This window comes from Dapis brunnea BLCC-M229, assembly GCF_050015995.1.
Lineage (GTDB): Bacteria > Cyanobacteriota > Cyanobacteriia > Cyanobacteriales > Microcoleaceae > Trichodesmium.
In genome coordinates, this window is record NZ_JBNHEP010000156.1 from 1 (window position 1) to 22366 (window position 22366).

The 22366-nt window shown below is 41.2% G+C and carries 8 protein-coding genes; 4 read left to right on the forward strand and 4 right to left on the reverse strand.

From position 1 onward, the window contains the following. Nucleotides 1-118: 118 nt before the first annotated feature. The 4 genes from ACP6PM_RS18530 to ACP6PM_RS18545 form a co-directional block, all read right to left on the reverse strand. Nucleotides 119-5140, reverse strand: a complete 5022-nt coding sequence (locus ACP6PM_RS18530) for a two-partner secretion domain-containing protein (RefSeq protein ID WP_426587172.1) — start codon at nt 5138-5140, stop codon at nt 119-121. A gap of 399 nt (nt 5141-5539) precedes the next feature. Further along, nucleotides 5540-7702 carry a lytic transglycosylase domain-containing protein gene (locus tag ACP6PM_RS18535; RefSeq protein WP_426587174.1) on the reverse strand — a complete coding sequence of 721 codons (2163 nt, stop codon included), beginning with the start codon at nt 7700-7702 and terminating at the stop codon, nt 5540-5542. Nucleotides 7703-9252: 1550 nt separating this feature from the next. Beyond that, nucleotides 9253-13725 carry an nSTAND1 domain-containing NTPase gene (locus tag ACP6PM_RS18540; RefSeq protein ID WP_426587176.1) on the reverse strand — a complete coding sequence of 1491 codons (4473 nt, stop codon included), beginning with the start codon at nt 13723-13725 and terminating at the stop codon, nt 9253-9255. Nucleotides 13726-14411: 686 nt separating this feature from the next. Beyond that, nucleotides 14412-15419: a helix-turn-helix domain-containing protein gene (locus ACP6PM_RS18545; RefSeq protein WP_426587178.1), complete on the reverse strand. Its 1008-nt coding sequence runs from the start codon at nt 15417-15419 to the stop codon at nt 14412-14414. Between the two features lie 608 nt (nt 15420-16027). Between ACP6PM_RS18545 and ACP6PM_RS18550 the strand changes: the two genes are divergently transcribed. The 4 genes from ACP6PM_RS18550 to ACP6PM_RS18565 all read left to right on the forward strand — a co-directional run. After that, nucleotides 16028-17686, forward strand: a complete 1659-nt coding sequence (locus tag ACP6PM_RS18550) for an arylsulfatase (RefSeq protein WP_426587186.1) — start codon at nt 16028-16030, stop codon at nt 17684-17686. Nucleotides 17687-17929: 243 nt separating this feature from the next. After that, nucleotides 17930-19423, forward strand: a complete 1494-nt coding sequence (locus ACP6PM_RS18555; protein ID WP_426587180.1) for a DUF1254 domain-containing protein — start codon at nt 17930-17932, stop codon at nt 19421-19423. Nucleotides 19424-19554: 131 nt separating this feature from the next. Further along, nucleotides 19555-19713, forward strand: coding sequence for a hypothetical protein (locus ACP6PM_RS18560; RefSeq protein WP_426587182.1), 159 nt, complete (start codon nt 19555-19557; stop codon nt 19711-19713). Nucleotides 19714-19959: 246 nt separating this feature from the next. Further along, a partial coding sequence (locus ACP6PM_RS18565; RefSeq protein ID WP_426587184.1) for an arylsulfatase occupies nt 19960-22366 on the forward strand: 2407 nt, incomplete at its 3' end.

A 22366-nucleotide genomic window follows, 5' to 3' on the forward strand; every position in this document is an offset into this window, starting at 1 on the left:
CCGGATAATAAGCGATAAAGAAGTTTTTGTTTGTAGTTGGGCTTTAGCCCATTAAATATCTATCTTAGGGCTAAAGCCTTACTACGAGCTTAATTATAACTATTCAATTTTAGAATCATTAAAACGAAAATGGTGTAGAAAACACAGAAAAATAAAGCCCCTCTTCCTGAGCAGTACGATCGCGATCGTCTACATCTATCAGAGGAATACCATAATCTAACCGCAAATTAATTCTATCCCATAACTTTACCTGTAATCCCAATCCTACTGAAGCTAAAGCATTATCTCCAGGAACTTCTTCACCATCACTATTCCACGCCACCCCTCCATCAATAAACGGTACAACCTGAAATAACCTATTTTCCGCAGATATCCACGGAACAGGTAATCGCAATTCCACTGTACCTAGAGCGCCACTATCAGTCAAACGAATATCCTGACGGTAGCCCCTCACACTCCGGTATCCCCCCAAACCAAACCTTTCTAAGGGCACTAAATCTGATGGGGATAACTGCACATCTGCTCCTACTACCAATAAAGTATCCTCCCCTAACTGACGTACCCACTGCCCCTGGCCACGCCAATAGAAAAATCTACTATCTGCTTCATTACTATTAACCGTTGCATCAAATATGTCTAACCCCAGATTAAATTGGGAATTCAATGCTAAAACTTGATTATTTCCCCGCAGTTGATAATCCTGGAAAAACTGCAAAATTGATAATTTCGTTTCCCCATTATCATCAGCACCTTCAGATAATGGAAAATTGGTTCCTAAAATTGAAGTTTTGCTGTCTCGGCGAGTTGCAGCTAACCCCAAACTTAACTCTTGCGTTGGTGTTTGTACAATTGGTTGGCTAAAGCCTAATTTATAGGTATTAGAGTTGGAGTTAATATCGAGTCTTTCAAAAGGCGACTCTACTATTTCATTATCCTGATGGCGGTAAAACAATTCAACCTTACCGTTACTGGAGTTTACAGGAATTGAATAGGATACCTCTACAGTATCGCTGCCATCAGTATTAGTGTAGAAAGTATTCAAACTATCCCCCATACCTGTAATGTTGCGATAACCTACTTCTCCTCCCCGGCGAAAAGTACCTACACTTGGCGCCCTGCCATTATTAGCGATCGCTGCAATTTGCCAGGGATTAGCTGTAACGACTTCTATATCTAAAATACTTGTATCTGGGCGGATACCAGCGGAAAGTTCTGCTGAAATTGTTTTTACTAAGGGATCGAGTTGTAATAATTGTAAAGCTGAAAAAAGTTTTTCTTGGTTAAGAGGGGCTTGAGTTGCTCTTTTCAAGCGACTTTTGATGTAGCTTTCGTTTAATCTACCTTCAATATTAATGTTGATTTCCCCTACCTTCCCTTCTACTACTTTGAGGGTGACTGTGCCATTTTCTGAGATAGTTTGAGGGGGGATAAAAGCTCCTGATGTGATATAGTTGTTTTTGGTGTAGTATTGTGTAATAGTAGTGCGAGCTGCAATCAATTCTGCAAAAGTAATTGGTTTACCAAGATAAGGTTGGAGTTGCTGTTGTAACTCTTCATTACTAAATTTTGTATTGCCTACAAAATTAAACTGTTGAATGACAGTTTCTAGGGGTTGAGAACTGGAAATGGGCATTATTCCACTACTGCTAGCCACTAGATAGGATAGAGGCTGTTGAGAATCCAATTGTTTGCAATCAGGCGGAATTAACCAGGGGCGAGCAGGTGTAGCAGTATTGGGATTGACTATGAGTTGGATACCGTTGGGTGTAGATATCCAACCTTGAGCTTCAACAAATTTTTGGTCTGATGGAGTAATGGTTTCTGGTGAAATACTTGGTGTATCCTGTTCTTGCCATAAGTTATTGGCAGGAAAAGGATCGCTAGGATTTGGTGGTAAGCCTCCCTTGCCAGTGATAGTGAATTCGCTCCCCTCTCCTCGCTGACATGGATTTTGATCTACTAAAGCTGAGATGTCTTCAATAGTGTCGTCGAATTCTACCAGTCCGTCACTAGGATCTACATCAGGAGTATTCAAATTAACTTCACCGCTGAATGATGCTCCCAATTCTGAAGTAGCTGTAATGTCGCTTTTTTCAGTTTGGCGGGGGCGAAATTCCGTTCCAAATATGCCTAATGTAGTGATATCGATACGACCACCGAAAGCTTCTTCGGCGTTAGCAGATATGTCACTGTTTTCTAGGGCGACTAAATTATCAGTATTAATTATGATATTGCCTCCAGTAGCTGTGCCAGTAGCATTAGTAGTGATGCTGCTATTGCGACGCAGGATTAGGTCTTTATCATTGTTAAGGGAGATGTTACCTTGGCCTCCAGTAGTTTCTGCATTCAGGCTAGCTCTATCATCTAAAACAATAGAGGTAGCATTAATCTCTAAATTGCCCGCAGTTTCTGAAGTTTCCGAGCTAACAGTAACAAGTGCTTGATTCTGAACTTCTAAGCTTTCAGTGTTAACTATTAAATCTCCTCCTCTACCTGTTGCTGTAGATTCGGCGGCCGCTGTTAATCTACTGGGAGTACCCGCAGCAGAAATACCAATGACATCAATATCTTTAGCTGTAATAATCAATTCTCCAGCATTTCCCTGACCAGATGTACTAGCGGTAATCTCCGCTCCATCTCGAACTTGCAAATTTCTGGTATTGAGTCTTAAATCTCCTCCATTTCCCCTTGCTTCTTCCTCTTGTACGGAAGTTGTCAAGCCACTGATGCGTAAATCGTTAGCATTAGTGCCAATTAGTTCTACATTAGTAGCAGAAATAGTTAAATCTCCTCCATCTCCCTGACCTAATGTAGCAGCACTTATCTGCGCTCCATCTCGGACTATTAAATTTTCTGTATCAAGCCTTAAATTACCGCCATTTCCTACACCTTGTTGTTCAGTTCTTTCACCATTTTCGTCCCTGATTACATCTACTGAAGTAAATAAACCGGTAGGAAATAAACCATCAGCAGTAGTGCCAATGAGTTCTACATTAGTAGCAAAAATAGTTAAATTCTCTCCATTTCCCTGACCAAAAGTAGCAGTGAGGATCTGCGATCCACCTCGCATCCGTAAACTTTCTGTGTTAAGTGTTATAGTTCCTCCGTTTCCCATTCCTCCCGGTTCCACTGTCGCAAATAAGCCAGTAGGAGTTTCATTAGTACGAATTAATTCTACATTAGTAGCAGAGATTGTTAAATTTCCTCCATTTCCCTTTCCAAATGTGTTAGCAGTGATCCGCGCTCCATCTCGAATTGTTAAATTTTCTGTATCAATATCGATAGCTCCTCCATTTCCCATGCCCCCTGGCTGCAACAAAGCAAACAAACCACTTGAAAATTGACCATCTGCAGAAGTTCCAATTAGTTCTATATTTGTCGCAGAGATACTTAAATCACCTCCATTTCCCTCTCCAAATGTAGCAGTGCTAATCTGCGCTCCATCTCGAATTGTTAAATTTTCTGTATCAATCTTCACCGTCCCTCCATTACCTACTCCCCCTGACAGGACTGAAGCAGCCAAAGCACTAGCTTCACCTAAAGGAGTAGTTCCAATTAATTCTATATTTGTCCCAGAGATATTTAAATCACCTCCATTTCCCTCTCCAAATGTAGCAGTGCTAATTAATCCTCCATCTCGAACTCTTAACTTTTCTGTATCAATATCTATCGTTCCTCCATTACCTATTCCTCCAGGTAGCAATGAAGCCAATAAGGTACTGGGTTGAACAACATCATTATTCCCGACGATTTCTGCATCAGTTCCAATAACTTCTACCTCAGTAGCAGAGACAGTTAAATTTCCTGCATTGCCCTCACCAAAAGAACCAGTGAGGATCTGCGCTCCATTTATAACTCTTAATCTTTCTGTATTGATATCTATATCTCCTCCATTGCCTACCACCCCTGGAAAGACTAGAGCCAACAAACCACTAGATGCACCATCAACAGAAGCACCAATAAGTTCTACGTCAGTAGCAGAGATAGTTAAATTCCCCGTGTTTCCCTGACCAAAATTAACAGCAGCTAACTGCGCCCCATCTCTCAACTGGAGGTTTTGGGTCTCAATTCTCAAATTACCACCTTGAGCTGCTGCTTCAGGAGCAACTTGCGTTACTGCACCACTAAAAATCTGAGTTTCTGGAATTACACCGATCGCTTCCACAGCATCAGATGCTCTAATAATTAAGTTACCTCCCTCCTGGGTTCCCAAAGTTTCAGCTACAATTATGGAACCATCACGCATTTCAATACGTCCGCCCTGAATTCTTACTTCCCCCGCACCCTCTCCACTAACATCTAAAGAGCTAGCTTGAGATAGTTGAATATTACCAAATTCTGAAACTTCCCCATAATTCAGGGAACCTACAGAACTTAATCCCACCACCCCACTCCGAACGCTTCCTACTTCAATGCGTCCTTGTTCTGCCGTGAGATTTCCCCCTCTAAAAGAAACATCTCCCCCAATCAAAGCTAAAGTTCGACTAGGTTGAACTTGTAACCCTATATTTCTATTTTCTCGAATAATTGCCTGAGTATTAGGATCGGTACTCAAATTATGACCTTGACCAATAACTTCAAGACTACCAGAGTTTTCTGGCAACCTCAACCCAATAGGAACATTAATTGTCAGTAATGGTGGTGCTTGGGGGTTAGAAGCAGCAAACTCAAATCCATTTTCAAATAAGATACTATCGGCAGTCGAACCATAGAATGAACCCCCAATATCTAATTGAGCTTCTGGCCCAAAAATAATACCATTAGGGTTAATCAGAAATAAATTAGCATCCCCAAGGACACCCAAAGTTCCCAATATATTTGAGATATTGTTGCCAGTTACGCGACTGAGGATATTTGCGACACCATCAGGGTTAGTAAAATAAACTCCTCGTCCCTGTTGAATGTTAAACTCCTCAAAACTGTGAAATAAATTAGCACCTCGTTGGGCACCGCCGTCTATGCGATCGCTTTCTATACTATTTATATTAATGTTTGGTATAACAACTGAATTTTCCTCTCCCAAACTGCTATCTGGTTGTAGTTGAGCGATCGCTGGGGAGATATAGGGTTTACAATATCCCACAGTTAAATATGTTAGGGATAAAATAGTGGATACCGAAAAGTTAGTAAAATGTGGCATCTAAAAATTTATAATTATAGCGCGTAGCGCTAGGGAATAGGGAACACTTAACTGGGAACAGGAGACTATCAAAGGATTTGAGGATTTATAAATGTCCTAACCTTAATGCGTAGCGCTATACAATTATTTTTCAAGGGAACAGGAAAAAAAGAGTCGATCGGCGCTAATTCATGGAATTTGTCCAGATATCCAGAAATTTCTTTTCGCTTTACAGGTTTGTTATAAAATCATTTGTAGGGTGTATATTACCCACCCTACAAAATAGTCTATTGATGAGATTATTTTCAATGATTTTTCTGGAGAAAAATTGCCTCAATATCTATTTTTCACCTGAGAAATTTCAAATTAACTTTTCTATAATCATCTGTATATGCATGAGGAAATCATTGTTATACCCTCCTATTTATTATATTTAGCGTAATGTCTTTCCATCAACTTAGAAACTTCAGGATTATAAATCTGTAAATAATTCCAATAATTTTCAAACACAGACTCTACATAACCCCTTGTTTCTGGATAAGGAATTTTCTCCACAAAAGCATCAGCATCATTAAACCCAAACCGCTTTAACCAACTACCCACAGCATTCGGACCCGCATTATAACTCGCCACTGCTAACATCGAATTATTCTTGTACTCTTTATGAGTAAAATCAAAGTAATAAGTACCCAGATTAACATTATCGTTAACATTCTCTAAATCATAGCTAACGAGGTTAATCTTTTTAGCAGTCTCTTCTCCCGTTTCCGGCATAATTTGCATTAATCCTGTAGCACCAACTACAGATTTAATCTTCGGCATAAAACGGGATTCTTGACGAATCAAAGCAGTCACCAAAACAGTATTTAATTGTCTTTTATTAGACCATTTAACAATAGTTTCTAAATAAGGAAAAGGATACAAAGTTTGCCAATAGGTACGCTGTTCTTTTAAGGCTTTATACTCAGCTATCTCCTCTGGTTTTTTTCGTTTACTCAAGCTAGTCAGCATCCAAATACCATCTAAATTATCCCCCACACCAATTCTCAATACACCATCAGTATACTGTTGAGCTACAGAAGGTTTCATGCGGTCTTCAAATTCTACCTGCCACTGTTTCCAAGCATCCTGGTCTTGACCAATTTGATACAGCTCCCGCAATGTTTCAGAGCCAAAAGGCAGTGGATCGCGCCCTTTCGTATGTACAACCTCTGGGGATAGATCCCTAACTGTAGTAAAATCCCCCACAGGCCAACCCAATATTACCGCCGATCGCCAAGCATAATAAGAGTGAGGATACCGTAAAATCATATACTCAAAAGCCTTTTTAGCATCCTCTGTCCGCCCAAGTTGTTGTGCCCACTTACCTACCCAAAAACCTGCTTGCGCTGCTAACTCACTATCAGGATTATTCACAGTCAACTGTTGCGCCCACTTCCAAGCTGCTTGTAAATTACCACCTTTAGCAGCTTGTTCGGCCAACTCCCACCGCAGTTTAGCTGCAGCATCAGAATTATTATACTCTCTCAACAATTGTTGACGTACCAGTGAAGCTGACTTAGCAGAGTCAAGTCGATCGAGCAACTTAGACTTCTCTAACATAGCTTCAGGTGCATGACTAGGGAAATTAGCAATTACTCTGTCAAGATAAGGTATGGCATCTTTTTGATCGACCAACCTCGACAAACGAATCAAACCTAAAGCTGTATCTTCTCCCCCATTGGGAAATGTATTAATTAAGGTTTTATAAGCTTCGCGGGACTCTTGAGTTTTTCCACCTAACCATAAACCCCTGGCATAACGATATAAATTTTGGGGAGTCTTGGTTGCTTTCTGATATGCTAGGGCACCTTTACCATAATCCTGTTTTTCCCAATAACCAAAAGCAATCATATCCCAATCTTCGGGAGTTAACTCAGAGGCATATTTTGTTCTGAGTTGTTCCAATACTGTGCCATATTCCGGCACATGAAAAGCATATTTAGCAATGAGCAATAATAACTGAGGTTGATTAGGATTTTGCTTTAATTTTTCCTGAGCAATTTTAACCGTAGTTGGATAACCAGGAAATTTAGCGATCGCCTCATCCCAGTATTCCGGCTTTTGTTTTCCTAATACATACAAAGCTTCTGCCACCACAGGTTCTTCTGGATAGGTTTTTAATACTTCTTCCCAAGCTTTTTGTGCTTTGTCTGTCTCTCCTATTTGTTCGTAAACTTGTGCCCGTTTAACCAGAATATATGGTGCTAGAGCTGTATATTCTTGTTCTAAATCTTTAAGTTTGGCGATGGCTAGCTCTGCTTCTCCCTGTTGAATTAAATCATTAGCTAGAATATAACGAGCGCGACTGGTATTGACAGATTTTCCTGTTTTTATCGCAGCCTCCAATTTACTCCGGCGTTGCTCTGGTGGCAGTGACACAAAAGTTGTTACATCTAACTCTGGGTTGAGTTTTTGGATGGCGTTTTGGGAAATTTTGTTAGTGTTAGTGCTGGTGAGTTGTGGTAGAAAAACTCCCAGTAACAGAGCGCCAATAGAAGCGCCTATTAGTATAGAAACTTTTGTTATATTTTGCTTTAACATTTACTTGCCGTCAATTAATTTTAAATTTGTTTGGTTTGAGTGTTAAAATTTTTCCCGTAAGGATAATTCAACATTGCTAGTGTGTATTAAAATTTACACTCTCTAGCAGTTAATTAATTGGGACTTTCGTCCAAGTTTTGAGCCTTGGCACTATTTTATCTCAGGTTTTGAGCATCACTATAATATTGTTGTTAGCAAATAGAAAGTAAAACTGCTCAAAAACTTATTAGACATCTCCAGAAAAGAGGGAACAAGGAACACTTAACTGGGAACAGGGGGGAGTAATTGATAATTTATGGATAAGAATAGATTTTATTTTTCATTTTTGGAGATGTCTACTATATTAAACCTTTGAGCTATTTAAGCTTCCAAAAGACTCTACCCTTTAATTAATAAAGCTTTTAGGTACTTTTTTAGCTTAATTCCCAACAACTCTAATAATAACAGAAGTTCCTGCTGTCCCCCAGTACCTCCTTTTTAGTTAATTCGAGTATTTTCTTATGTTTGCTACACATTTTCCTACTTATTTCCGGATTTTAATCTTGCTTTTTGTATGAAATACAAAAAATTATGTTATGGACTAGACAGTGCGAAGTTCTTTGAATAACTATTGCTAGCTAAGGCTTTCAGCAACTCAAGCTTAGAAACTATCCATTCATACCTGTAGGTGCTGTAAGCCCTTTCCAGTAAGACTTTCAGTCAGATAAGCAAATCGTTTTTTAGAAGAACTTTGTACTCTCCAGTTATGGAATATCCGCTCTAATTTCCTCTTTATAGAGCTAAACGCAAGTCAGAAGCTAGAATTCATATGAATTAGGTAGAAAAAAAATGTCCGAGTGACCTAATTAGACCTCTCCAGAAAATAAACTTGCTCTTTATTTAAGACAAGCTAGAGTTGTAAAATTAACTCTCCGAAATCATTTTTCGTATCTTTTTCGTGAAAATATATTCCCTGTTAAGTGTTAAGTATTCCCTACTAACCGCCAAAAATCTATATCTTTTTCACGCCTATGTCTATTAGGCCAAATTTTTCACCCTTCTCTTCCGTTCTTAGAAACCTATGATATCAAATCTGGTTGAATACTTATTATATGGTTGGGGGAGATGGGGAGATGGGGAGATGGGGAGATGGGGAGATGGGGAGGTAGTTCTATTAAATATTGAAGTAATTTATAGAATTATCAACATATATTATATAACCGGATTCTATATGATTATGTACATAAATATATGATTTTCTATAAACAATCAGTTCTATTCCCTATTCCACTGGCAACGTCGGCGTTATCCAGTCCACAAGCTGTCACGGTCAAACTGAGCGCCGAATCGCTAGATTTAAACTAGCATTCAAATCTCGTTCGCGCTAGTGTTGCGGAGTAATCGCAACTGAAACCAAAGTGTTCGCACTTTATAACTCTTTCAGATAAAGACAGAGATTTTTTCACACGCGCCACAGTTAAAGCAAGTTTTAGAACTAGGAAACCATCTATCACCAAAATTCTCTAATCGTCATAACTACTAAATTTTGGTGATGATCCTGAGTCCTGATTTTAGAACCCTTCACAAAGACGCCGATCGCTTTCTTTGACATCAGAACTACTCTGCAAATAATCGTGAACAACATCACAACCCCGCACCAACAAATTCTCTAAATCAAAATTCCACAACATCCCCACCTTATCCCTACCAACAGCACCCAGCATTTTACCATCAGGACTAAAGCTAACATCCATCACCCCTTCCCGAATACCATCTAAACTCACCAACTCTTTCCCATCAAGATTCCAAATTTTCACCGTACCGTCATCGCTACCAGTCGCAATTATTTGGCCGTCAGGAGTAAAGCTCAAACTATTCACTGCTCTCTGGTGACCTCTGAGAATTCCTACCACTTGACCTTTAGGAGTTAATAATTTGACTGTATTATCAGAACAAGTTGCAGCAATAATCTTCCCATCTGCACTAAAACTAATCTTTCTCACCACACTACACAACCCTTCAAATTTTTGTAATTCCTCACCCTCCAGGTTCCATATTTTTAGCACACCCTGACTCTTGCCACCAAAACCAGCAGCGGCGATCGCCTTTCCATCAGGACGAAAAGTTACAGTTCTGAGGTCATCAATACCCCCTGGAATAGTCAGCAGTTGTTGACCGCGAGTATTCCACAATTTAATTGTCTTATCCAAGCTAGCAGTCGCCAACATCTTACCATCAGGACTATAACTAATACTATAAACTTGATCCTGATGTCCGGTCAGAGTCGCATTTCCTAAACCTGCTAAATTCCAAACAATACCAGTTCCATCAGCACTAGCAGAAGCTACAGTTTGACCATCAGGACTAAAACTCAAACTATAAATACCGCGCTGATGTCCTTTGAGAGTTGCTAACTCCTCCCCTTCCCGACTCCAAATTTTCACAGTATTATCATAACCCCCAGTGGCGATCGCATCTTTGCTCAAACTAATAGCTGTGATATAACTGGTATGTCCTCTAAGAGCAGGCATTTTTTGTTCTTGCAGACTCCAAAGTTTAATCGTCTTGTCTGCACTAGCAGAAGCGAGGGTCAACCCATCATTACTAAAACTGAGACTACTAACCCAAGTACCATGACCTTTGAGAGTTGCTATTTCTCGACCGTAACGAGCCCAAAGTTTAATCTCTCCATCAGAACTTCCCGAAGCAATAGTCTTGCCATCGACACTAAAGTTTACGCTGACCACTGGACTTTTATGCCCCCTCAAAGTACCTATTTCTTTGCCATCTACACCCCAAACTTTAACGGTATTATCCCAACTAGCAGTGGCAATAGTTTTACCATCAGGACTCACACTAACGCTCAAAATTTTTTCTTTGTGACCTTTGAGAGTAGCTAATTGTTTTCCTTTAGCATTCCATAATTTAACGGTTTTGTCTTCACCCGCAGATGCTAATACTTTACCATAACTAACGCTATAAATTTTATCCTGATTAGCTTTAATAGCAGCAAGTTGCTTTCCCTGAAGATTCCACAATTTGATGGTGCCATCTACGCCACCAGAAGCAATAGTTTTGCCATCCGCACTAAAACTGACACTATTAACTGCTCCCTGATGTGCTTTCATTGTGTTTAAGATTTTACCATCCTGACTCCAGAGTTTCACGGTACCATCTTGACTACCAGAAGCCAATACTTTACCATTATTACTCATACTCACACTGTAAACTGCCCCCTGATGTCCGCTCAAGGTGGCAATTTCTTCACCATAGCTAGTCCATAGTTTGATTGTACTATCATCACTAACAGAAGCAATTATTTCTCCATCTTTGCTCAAACTAATGCTATTAACTGGTTGTGTATGTTCTGCTATGGTTCTGCGTTTACTCACACCATAAACAGTTTTTTGCAGAACTATCAAAACTCCCATTCTCACATCTGCTGCTACTTCAGAAGCATCATGTAATTCTTTGCCTGCTTTAATAGCGGTAAGTAAAGCATCAAAACGTTGGTTAACAGTAAACTGATTTTCTGCTGACAAACTCAACGCATTAAGTTGGGCATTTAATTTATCTTTTTCCGCCACTCGCCAATTAATTAAGGAAAATCCACTTAAACACCCTAATACTATGATTAATCCTACTATACTCCTGATGCGAAAGTTGCTATGAAAACGTTTGCGGTTAATACTTTTTTCTAGAAATTCTTTGGCTACTACAGACACAAAAGCACTCTCAGTATCGCTCTCTAATAAATTTTCAGCTAAACTTAACTTGCGCCCACTTAGCAAGTATTTATCTGATTTATCTTTTTTCAGCCACCGTTGAGCATCTGCTTCCATACCGGGTTTTTGTTTAATTGCTTCCCTGTTTGACTCTACCCAAAAATTTAACTGAGACCAATTATTAATAATTGTGTTATGAGCTAATTCTACTACTGTTACTGTTTGATTACTATTTTGATAATTTGTGAATTTAGTAGTTAATATTAATCTAGCTTTTGCTAATTTTTTCAGTACCTTACTCACAACTGCTAATGATTGTTGAGGAGTAATTAAATCTGTTTTCAAGACTTGTTTACAACTTGCTACTGTATCTTCATTAATTTGCACGAGTTTGAGAAATATCTGTTTTGCTACCTGACGCTCTCTAGCATTAAAGGAGTGATAAATTGCATAAGCTTGTTTTTCTAGACAACCTTTTACTCCACCTAAATTAATATATTGAGTCAGACTAAACTGATCTGCTCGGCGCTGTTGCCATAGTTCTGTTAAAGTATATTGTAACAGTGGTAAACTACCATAATTTTCTGTATCAATAATCATTTGTTCGACTAATTCTGGCTGTATTTCTATGCCTACTTGTTTTGCAGGTTCGGCGATCGCTTGTTCCAATTCCAGTCTATTCATAGGGGTTACTGTGACTAAATGGGATTGAATTTGCCTAGCTAACCCAGAATATTCTTGTTCAAAGCATTTACCTAAAAATTCTGCTTCCATAGTGATAATTAAGAGCAACCCAGTAGTGTTAGAGTTAGCTTGGTAACTTCTATCTATTCCTCCCATCAAACATTCAAAAAATTGCTCTCTTTCTATTTTGTCCGAACACAGGGTAAAAACTTCTTCAAACTGATCTACTACCATAACTATTCGAGATGCTTGAGTATTTTGCAGCACTTGTCTAAACCCACTAGCACCTTGATTAATTAGTTCTTCAATTTCTATAGGCGAATGAATAATGCGCTCAATGTTAGTATTTTCTATCCCTTCCTCTAGGTTGTCACTACCAGAATTTTTGGTTATCGGGGGTGGTGTTACAGATGATTTTCTAGGGGTTCGTTTTGTTTTTTGTGTAGGTGGTGGAGGTGGATGGGGAATTGATGAATTTGGCGATCGCTTTATTTCTTGTTCTTCCTGTTGATAAGTTGATGATAATTCTTTTGCCGGGGTTAACAATGTCTGTAGTTGATAATCTACAAATACTGCGGCTAAATTTTTTAAAGGATGTTCTCCTGGTCTAATAATTAATATTGGCCAAGTATTACTGCCTGACAATCTTTGCCCTAATTTCAGTTGATATAATAACCCTGCTTTGACAATGCTTGATTTACCAATTCCACTTGCTCCTACTACTGCTAAGAAATGCCGAGAGCGAACTTTTTCTAAAAGTAAATTTACTAAAGTTTTTCTACCATAAAAATATTTATAATCTTTATCATTAAACTCAAATGCAGCTAATCCTTTATAAGGACAAACTCCGGCTGTTAAATCGGTATTTTCTGTATTTTCTTTTTCCCCTGTCAAGATAATTTCATTTCCAGAATTATGAAACACTGGAGGCTGAATCGAAAGATTTAGCTTTTTATTAAGATAGTCTATTAAACTATAATTTGTAACCCAACCATTCGGATTATTTTCTGGTTCTAATGCTTCTAATAAACAATTTGTCAAAAAACTATGTTCTGAATTTATTTGTGTTGTAGTTACTTCTGCTGTTTGAGAAACAAAAATAAAACACCTATCATTATCAGTTGATTCTAGATTACCCAGAGCTGTTTGTAAGAAGTTAATCTGTTTTTCTTGATGGTAACAATCTAACCATACTATTTGTTGTTTAACCGGAGATTTTTGTAATAGTTGACTTAACCAATGTAGAGAAATGCCCCATTTTCCCTTTTCAGGGTTAGTATCACTGGTTGCTAAAAATCCTTCTTGTACCCCCCCTTCTTCATCTAATAAACTATTTCCTACAAAAAATAATAAAGCAGTTTCAGGAATATTATTTGGGGGATTAAATAATTTAGAAATAGCTTCTTTTAAAGGATTTATGGAACTGTTTTTCGTCTTTGGATGAGGATCGACTTGCCAATAACCCTCTATTTTAACACCTGGAAAGCGCTGCACATCAAAATTCCCAGAAGTCTCTAATAATTGAGCGATCGCTTCTGCATCTCCTGCTGGTTTAATCAAGTTTTGGGGTTGAGCAGAGCTATCTTTCAGCAAAGGATAATGATTGATACCTACTACTAATGCTTCTCGGTTCATGCAAGGTAGCCCATTTTAGTTAATAACTGGCCAATTTCTTATAATACCAATTTTATCAAAATAATTGGGTCTAAAACCCCGCCTTTTAAGGCGAAATATTTTTGGAGGGTTGCTCAAATCCCCGTTATACCATTTCTCAAAAAGAATGCTATATCTAATTGGATGGGGAAGTGTGGGGAGTGTGGGAGGTGGGGGGAAAAATAAAAGTAGGAATAATCAATACTGACCGATGAATAATTGTCAAAAAAAGACTTTAAACCTTGGTAACTATTTAATTTTTGAAGTATAGCTGAAGTGTGGCATTACTTTTAGTAATTGGTATTAGAAAAATAACTTCTGTAGGGGCGAATGGCCATTCGCCCCTACTTCCCCTCCTGCTCCCCTCCTCGGAGGGGTTGGGGGTGGGTTGAGCTGGGGGTGGGTTGGGTTAGGAGTGGGTTGACTTCTGACTTCGTTAAGTTAGGCTGCACAAAATTATCAAATTCACGATCGCTACTCTAGTTCCTTATATCAAATCCGGATAATTACTATAACCTGCGTCATTGCGACTGGAACGGAGTGGAAGGAAGCAATCTCCCAAATCGATGAGATTGCTTCCTATCGTCGCAATGACCATTGTTCAACCGGATTCTATATTACAACCTATTTAGGATTGCTATATCTAGTGAACAATATTAACGATCGCCTTATTTTGCCTTCTTTCCCAACGTCTCTGAAGGCAATTCCCCAAACATGGTTTTGTAATCTTGAGTAAAATGACATGGACTGTAAAACCCAAATTCACTGGCGAGGGTAGCTATTTTACAACTTTCTGGTTCCCTTGCTTTCAGGTGTTGTCGCACTGCATTAAGTCGTCGTACCTTGAGATAGCGCATCGGACTCACGCCAAATAAGTCCTGAAAACCATAAGATAACGCAGAAGTGCTAGACCCTAAATTTTGAGCTAGCTGTTTTAAGGTTAGAGGTGTTTCTAGGTGCGCTAACATTTTTTGCTCTGCTTGGGCAATCAATTTTTCTCTTCGGGAAGGTTTGAGGAAACACTTGGAATTCAACTTGATAGGAATCTGAGTAATCAACAAAGGAATGAAATCATCAGCAACGAGTTTGTCAATATGAGGTTTTTGTAACCAAGTAGGTTCGTGTACTGCTAACCAAAATAGTTGTTTCAGGTAATCTTTAATTTCTTTCATCCCAGTTGGGAGCAAATTCACATAATTTTTACTCCGGAAATTATCGTCTAGATCGTGGCGTTGTAGTTTGTCTGCATAAGTATGAAAAGTTTTTAAAGGGATACAAACCTCTGTCATCGCTCCACCTTGAGAACTTATGAAATCAGTTTCCTTTCCATTAAAAGCAAAAATAGTCCTTTGAGACTCGATCGGGTGACGGAAGACGTGAAATTCCCCTTCATTCTCAAACCAGATTATGGAAAAATTGCAGTATTCTTTCAATTTCTCACCAAAAGTTTGAGTCCCTTGATTCGCATGAATATATATGAAATATATATCACCAACCTGAATTGAGAAAAAACCTACTTGGAGAGAACCGGGACTAAGTTGTATTATTTCGTACCGTCGATAGGCAAAAAACTCTTTTAAATCATCTATATCTGTAAAGAATTTGGAGACAATCTTCAGATTGCTTGTCCGAGGATCGTCTTTAGTTTGGGTAGTTTTACTCTTGTTTATATCCATCAACAAACTTCCTGTTTACATAAGCACTTACAAGACCAAATCCGGTATAGATAAACCCGTTAGACCCCGCCCTGTAGAGACCTTGCATGCAAGGTCTCTACAGGGTTTTCGCAGTTTACTGAAAACTGGTCTTTTTAAACCGCATTTGGTATGAAAAATAATCAAACCAACTATTTATAAGTTTAATTAATAAAATATATAAATTAGTTATTTAATTTCTATAACTCAAAAAGTTGGAATTTTTGATTATTCAAAGAGATAGATTACCACTAAACTAACTTTGAGATCTTTTATATACCCCTATGGAACTGATTTTGAGCCTATGAAAAAGGAGTGGGAGAGATGGTCTATTAGAGATATATTGGATATTTTTCACCTTTTTCCCGTATTCTATTTCTCGCTCTCCTGACTGGAGACTCCTTTGCTAAAAACCTGCATCTTAAACAAAAGTCCCAAAGCTTCAATATACTGTTTTGGAAACATTTTGTTACAGCCACTAGAATTTAGTGTTGCTGTGGAAGTCGCATCTATATGATCTGAAAATTTGAAAATTAATTAAGGAGATTATTTTCGTGATTCGTTGCATGAAAATGGGGTTCGCAATGGCGATGTCCCTATTGTTTTTGGTGTCAGGGATTTTGCCTTGGCTGCCGATAAACCCGGCTTTTGCCGCTACAGAAAAACCCAATATCCTCGTCATCATGGGAGATGACATTGGTTGGACAAATATTAGTGCCTACGAAAAGGGCATTGTGGGTTACGACACCCCCAATATTGACCGCATTGCCAAAGAAGGTATGCTATTCACTGACTACTACGCTGAACAAAGCTGTACTGCGGGTCGGGCGGCATTTATCACCGGACAAAGTGGTCTGCGGACTGGCTTACTGAAAGTTGGTTTCCCTGGAGCGCCCTTTGGCATTCAGGACGAAGATCCTACCTTAGCAGAAATGTTGAAGCCCCTGGGCTACACCACAGCACAGTTTGGTAAGAACCATCTGGGAGATTTGAATAAGTTTTTGCCCACAGTCCATGGCTTTGACGAATTTTTTGGCAACCTCTATCACTTGAATGCTGAAGAAGAGCCAGAAAACGAAGATTATCCCGGCGGGCCAGATGGCCAGTTTGCCAATCTCATTGGTCCTCGTGGGGTTCTCGACTGCAAGGCATCAGATGTCTACGATGAAAATCTCTCGCCTGGAGACGTACTTGGTCGCTTCGGTCCTTTGGGCTATCAGACTTGTGAAGACACCGGACCCCTGAATATCGAACGAATGAAGACCGTCGATCGCGAATTTCTCAACCGGACTAAGAAGTTCATTACAGCAGCGTCGGTAAACAATGAGCCATTCTTTACCTGGTTTAATTCAACCCGGATGCACTACTATACCCACATTAGTGATGATGTAGAAGGAATCAGTGGCCAGGGATTCTACGGTGATGGTATGTTAGAGCATGACGGTCATGTAGGCGAGTTGCTCAACCTGCTTGATAACCTGGGCATTGCAGACAATACCATTGTTATCTATACCACTGACAACGGCCCCCATTATAATATGTGGCCTGATGGTGCCTTGAGTCCCTTCCGAGGTGAGAAGAATACTAACTGGGAAAGTGGTTATCGCGTTCCAGCTTTGGTACGTTGGCCTGGTCATATTCCTGCGGGAACCGTTTCTCACGAGATTTTCTCTCACTTAGATTGGGTCCCAACCCTGATGGCAGCAGCGGGTGTGGATGACCTTAAAGATATGCTGAAGGAGCCTTGTGATGATGGGGGTGGACTCTTCGGCGGTGGAATTTTCGGGGGTAAAGATGAACCCACCAAGTTCTGTGGAACTTATCTAGATGGGTATAATCAACTGTCTTACTTGAGCGATCCTGAAAATCAACGTGGACGGCGTCCAGGCTTCATCTACTTTAATGATGAGGGTCAACTACCAGGGGTTCGCCTTGGGGATTGGAAAGTAGTCTTCGCCGAACAACGGGCACACTATTATGATGTTTGGCGAGAGCCATTTGTCAAGTTGCGTCTACCCAAGCTATTTAACCTGCGTCGCGATCCTTATGAACGGGCAGATACAGATTCCAATAACTACAACGATTGGTATTCTCGCCGACAGTTCTTGCTAACGCCAGCACTTGGCCTTGTGCAGAAGTACCTAGATACCTTTGAACAGTATCCTCCCAGTCAACCTCCCTTTAGCTCCGATCCTGACAAGATTATTGAAGATATTGTTGATGAGATTAATGTGAGTACGGCTGACTAGACTCTGAACCTGGTCATCTTTAGATCATCTGTAGGGTGGGTATTACCCACCCTGCCTAATAAAATTATTGCCCTGGAAAATTGATTGCACCCATTGACTGATGAACTATTGTGTCTCAAATTCAGCTAAGGCTATAGGGTTCCGAACGAGTGATCGGGACTCTACAGGCCATCCCAAGGCTATCCAGATAGTGTTTTGGGATGCAGGCTGAGATTGTGTAAACCCTTTTATGAGGTTTTATCTATGTTTTTCAACGGTTTTTTGAACCGGATTTGGAGAGGCGTTGTGGCGTTTGCGATCGCCATCACCCTTTTGCTAAGTGCTGTGACACCCCCAGTGCTGGCAGTCGAAGAAGGTTTTGATTGGGAAGAAGAATATGCCTACACTCTCGGTGTACAGGCATTTATCTATGCGTATCCTTGGGCTTATATGTCAGATGGTTACTGGACTCGCATGAACGCCGAAGACAAAGAAGTGGAAGTTAACGAGTTTTATCACTACCGCGACCTCAAGGACGAAATCCATACTCAAGGTGGTGCTCCCAATAACGACACCATATATTCCCAAGCATTTATATATCTTGGAGATGAGCCGCTGATCTTGTCAGTCCCTGCGATCGACCGCTACTACACAATGGAGCTGGTTGATTATAGGGGAGACAATTTTGCCTATGTGGGCAGTCGAGCTACTGGACAAGAAGCCGGTAACTATGCACTGATTGGCCCCAATTGGGAAGGTGAACTACCTCCGGATGTGCAGAGGATTGAAGGCTCTTCGAGTACCCCTTGGGGATATATCTTAGGGCGAACTTTGGTAACCGAAGAGGAGCGGCGCTCGGGAGACCTAAGCGAGATATACGAAATTCAGAAGGGTTATAACTTAACACCGCTATCCCAGTGGCTCGATCCTACTGTTACGCCATCGGTCCCTGACCTTTGGGAACCTTATCTCTATGAATCCTCTGACGATCCACTTGCATATTGGAAGAATATTAACCACGCAATGGCCGAGAATCCACCTGACCCTTACGATAACAGCTTACTGGCATTGTTTGCAGAGATCGGCATCGGGCCAGATTTAGATGTGGAACTGCAAAGCGATAGCATCAAACGCGGTCTTGAACGTGCTAGCACAGATGGGCTTCAGATTATTAATGATGCCTTCGCTACTGGGTACGCTCAGAAACAAGTCAATGGGTGGAACTATCCACCGCCAGAAACTGGCAGACCTTCAGCAAGCCACAACTGGTTGTTACGTGCAATGCAAGCCCAGGCTGGTTTTGTTGCTAACGATCCGATCGAGGCAATCTATATGAATGTATCGTTGGATGGGGATGGCAACCGTCTGTCAGGGGCAAACCGCTATAAGCTTCGGTTTGAGAGCGATCAGAAACCTGAAGTCAATGCGTTTTGGTCTATCACCATGTACAACCCCCAATACAACCTAGTGGGTAACGAAATCAATCGCTTTTCACTGGGAGACCGAAGCGACATTGAGGACCCTGAAGATGGCAGTGTCACCATTTTCATCCAGCACGATCGTCCAAGCGATTGCCCCAGTAAGGATGAAGACCCCAGTGGAGACCAGTGTCCCAATTGGTTGCCCGCGCCTGAAGGCAATTTCTTGATGTTCATGCGCCTTTACTTACCGGGCTACCCAGCGTTGTCACAGTGGTGGGAGCCACCCGCTTTGACTAATCTTGGCACCGCTGAGGGTTCTGGTTTAGATGGAACCTGACAATTTCCAGAGGCTGAAGCTTTGTCTAAATCTCACCAATCTAAAAATGAAGAAATTTTGGACCTCATTATTCAGGAGGTGACTCAACGATAAGGGATTGTTGAGTTCAACACTTAGCCATTAGAAATCGGATGTCGAATTGGGATATTTGTTCGGCATCTGATCACACAAAAATTGGCAATGAATTGATTTGCTCAACACTGAAAGACGAGGTTTTATCAATGATTTTTAACCGTATTTATAAGAGAGTGGTGGCAGTGGCGATCGCTAGACTCAAATCAAACCGATGACAGCCCATTGGTTGATGAACTATTGCGTCTCAAATTCAGCCTGTAGGGTTCCGATCGCTCACTCGGAACTCTACAGGCCATCCCAAGGCTATCCAGATTGTGTTTTGGGATGCAGCCGATTGTGTTAACCCCTTTTATGAGGTTTTATCTATGTTTTTCAACGGTCTTTTGCACCGGATTTGGAGAGGGATTGTGGTATTTACAATCGCAACATCTCTCATCCTCACAACAACTGTCCCACCAGCAATGGCACAGCAAATTCTGCCCCATCCCGACGACTCCTTTTCAGGTAAAGTCGGGCTAACCGTTCCCGAATCTGTACCCGATAAACCGGAACTAAAACTGCCTTCCACCTTTGGTATCGAAAATGCCCCCAATATCCTGGTAGTGATGCTAGATGACGTTGGCTATGGTCAATTCGGTACTTTTGGTAGCTGGAACATTAAAACCCCCACGATGGATCGGGTGGCAAAAAACGGCTTGCGCTACACCCAATTCCACACCACCGCACTCTGTTCCCCCACACGAGCTGCCCTACTTACCGGACGAAATCACCACTCGGTAGCCACCGGTGCCCTGAGTAATGGCTCAACGGGATACCCTGGATATAACAGTATTATTCCCCAAAGTGCAGCCACCTTTGCCAAAGTCCTTCAGGCTTATGGTTATGGCACCGCCTGGTTTGGCAAAAACCATAACGTTCCGGAATGGGAAGCCACGGAAGCTGGACCCTTTGACCATTGGCCCACAGGCTTAGGGTTTGACTACTTCTATGGGTTTATCGGGGGCGATGCTGACCAATATTACCCTCCCATAATTGAAAATACAACCCGTGTCCAACCCCCGGCAACCAACGCCGATGGTACCCCTTATCACTTCAACACCGATTTAGCCGATCATGCCATTAACTACATCAAGACTCAAAAAGTCCTGATACCCGAAAAACCCTTCCTGGCTTATTTCGCCACTGGTGCTACTCACTCCCCTCACCAAGTTCCCCAGGAATGGATTGACAAATATAAAGGTAAGTTCGATATGGGGTGGGATAAATACCGCAAACGCACCTTTGCTAAACAGAAAGCCTTGGGAGTTATTCCCAAAGATGCTAAACTAACCCCTCGTCCTGATTCTTTGCCCGCCTGGGATTCCTTAGAGCCTGATGATCAGGCATTATATGCCCGGATGATGGAAGTTTGTGCTGCTTTTACCGAGCAAACCGACTATGAGATCGGTCGAGTTATTGATGCGATAGACGAAATTGGTGAATTGGATAACACGATGATTATCTACATCGCTGGCGATAACGGCTCCAGTGCAGAAGGAGGTTTTGAAGGACTTCTGAATGAAGTAACCTTTTTTAACGGCTTGGATGAATCGCTATCTGAGCTATCCACGGAGCAGAGACAAACGGTCATGGATGGGCTCGGTGGGGAGATGTACTATAATCACTTCCCTTCCGCTTGGGCTTGGGCAATGGATACACCCTTCCAGTGGACAAAACAGATTGCTTCTCACTTTGGCGGTACTCGCAACGGTATGGCAATTTCTTGGCCAGCACGGATTAAAAATGAGGAAAATGGTACCACCCGCTACCAGTTCAGCCACATCATTGATATTTTCCCGACTATTTTAGAAGCCGTGGGTATTCCGGCTCCAGTTCAAGTCAATGGCGTAGATCAAAAGCCCATCGAAGGCACAAGTTTGGTGTATACCTTTGATGATGATGCTGCCCCAACTCGTCATACCACCCAATATTTTGAGATGCTGGGCAACCAGGGAATCTACGATAATGGCTGGATGGCAAGTGCTATGCGGGGTGAGCCTTGGCTTGACCAAAACGACGACTCCATCGATGTGCTGCACATGAACTGGGAGCTTTACAACATTAATGAAGACTTTTCCCAAGCCAACGATCTAGCTTCTGAAGAGACCGAAAAGCTCGATGAAATGATTAAGCTGTTCTATGCTGAAGCGTCTAAATACAACGTCTTTCCTCTGGATGACAGCAAAACTGAACGATTTGATGAGTCCAATCGCCCGACGATTACCGAAGGGCGCACCACCTTTACCTATCCCGATCATTTCCGCACCAGGGCAACGGCAATACCTGACTTGAAAGGTAAGAGCCACAGCATCACAGCGGATGTGGTCTTTAACACAGGTGATGAAGGGGTACTGGTCACCGTAGGGGGGCGTTTTGGCGGTTTTGGACTATTTATCAAAGATGACAAATTGGTGTACCACTACAATCTCGCCGGGATAGATCGCTATGAGATAACTTCCAATAGCTCTAGCCCTTTACCCACGGGTAGCGTTACCTTTGAGGCAGACTATCTTTCCGATAGTGAGGAACCTTATGCTGGAGCAACAGTCACTCTCTATGCTAACGGAAACCCGATTGGTGAAGGTCGAGTTGAAGAAAGTCTTCCGGTTAAATTTACCCAGGACGAAACCTTCGATGTGGGCTTTGATACAGGGACACCTATAACTGAAACCTATTTCGATCAAATGCCCTTTGACTTCACTGGAACCTTGAATAACCTGACGGTTGAGTTGCTGGATGAATCTAATTCCCCGCTACCCGATCTCCCAGTGAGGAATGAAGATTTTTGGGACACAATAATTCAGCAGGTTGAGGAACGTTATTCAACCA

Bases quoted from the DNA above. Each gene is read 5' to 3' on its own strand.
- ACP6PM_RS18555 (WP_426587180.1), top strand. From the start codon at position 17,930: ATGTTTTTCAACGGTTTTTTGAACCGGATTTGGAGAGGCGTTGTGGCG.
- ACP6PM_RS18550 (WP_426587186.1), top strand. From the start codon at position 16,028: ATGTCCCTATTGTTTTTGGTGTCAGGGATTTTGCCTTGGCTGCCGATA.
- ACP6PM_RS18535 (WP_426587174.1), bottom strand. From the start codon at position 7,702: ATGTTAAAGCAAAATATAACAAAAGTTTCTATACTAATAGGCGCTTCT.
- ACP6PM_RS18540 (WP_426587176.1), bottom strand. From the start codon at position 13,725: ATGAACCGAGAAGCATTAGTAGTAGGTATCAATCATTATCCTTTGCTG.
- ACP6PM_RS18545 (WP_426587178.1), bottom strand. From the start codon at position 15,419: ATGGATATAAACAAGAGTAAAACTACCCAAACTAAAGACGATCCTCGG.
- ACP6PM_RS18530 (WP_426587172.1), bottom strand. From the start codon at position 5,140: ATGCCACATTTTACTAACTTTTCGGTATCCACTATTTTATCCCTAACA.
- ACP6PM_RS18560 (WP_426587182.1), top strand. From the start codon at position 19,555: ATGTCGAATTGGGATATTTGTTCGGCATCTGATCACACAAAAATTGGC.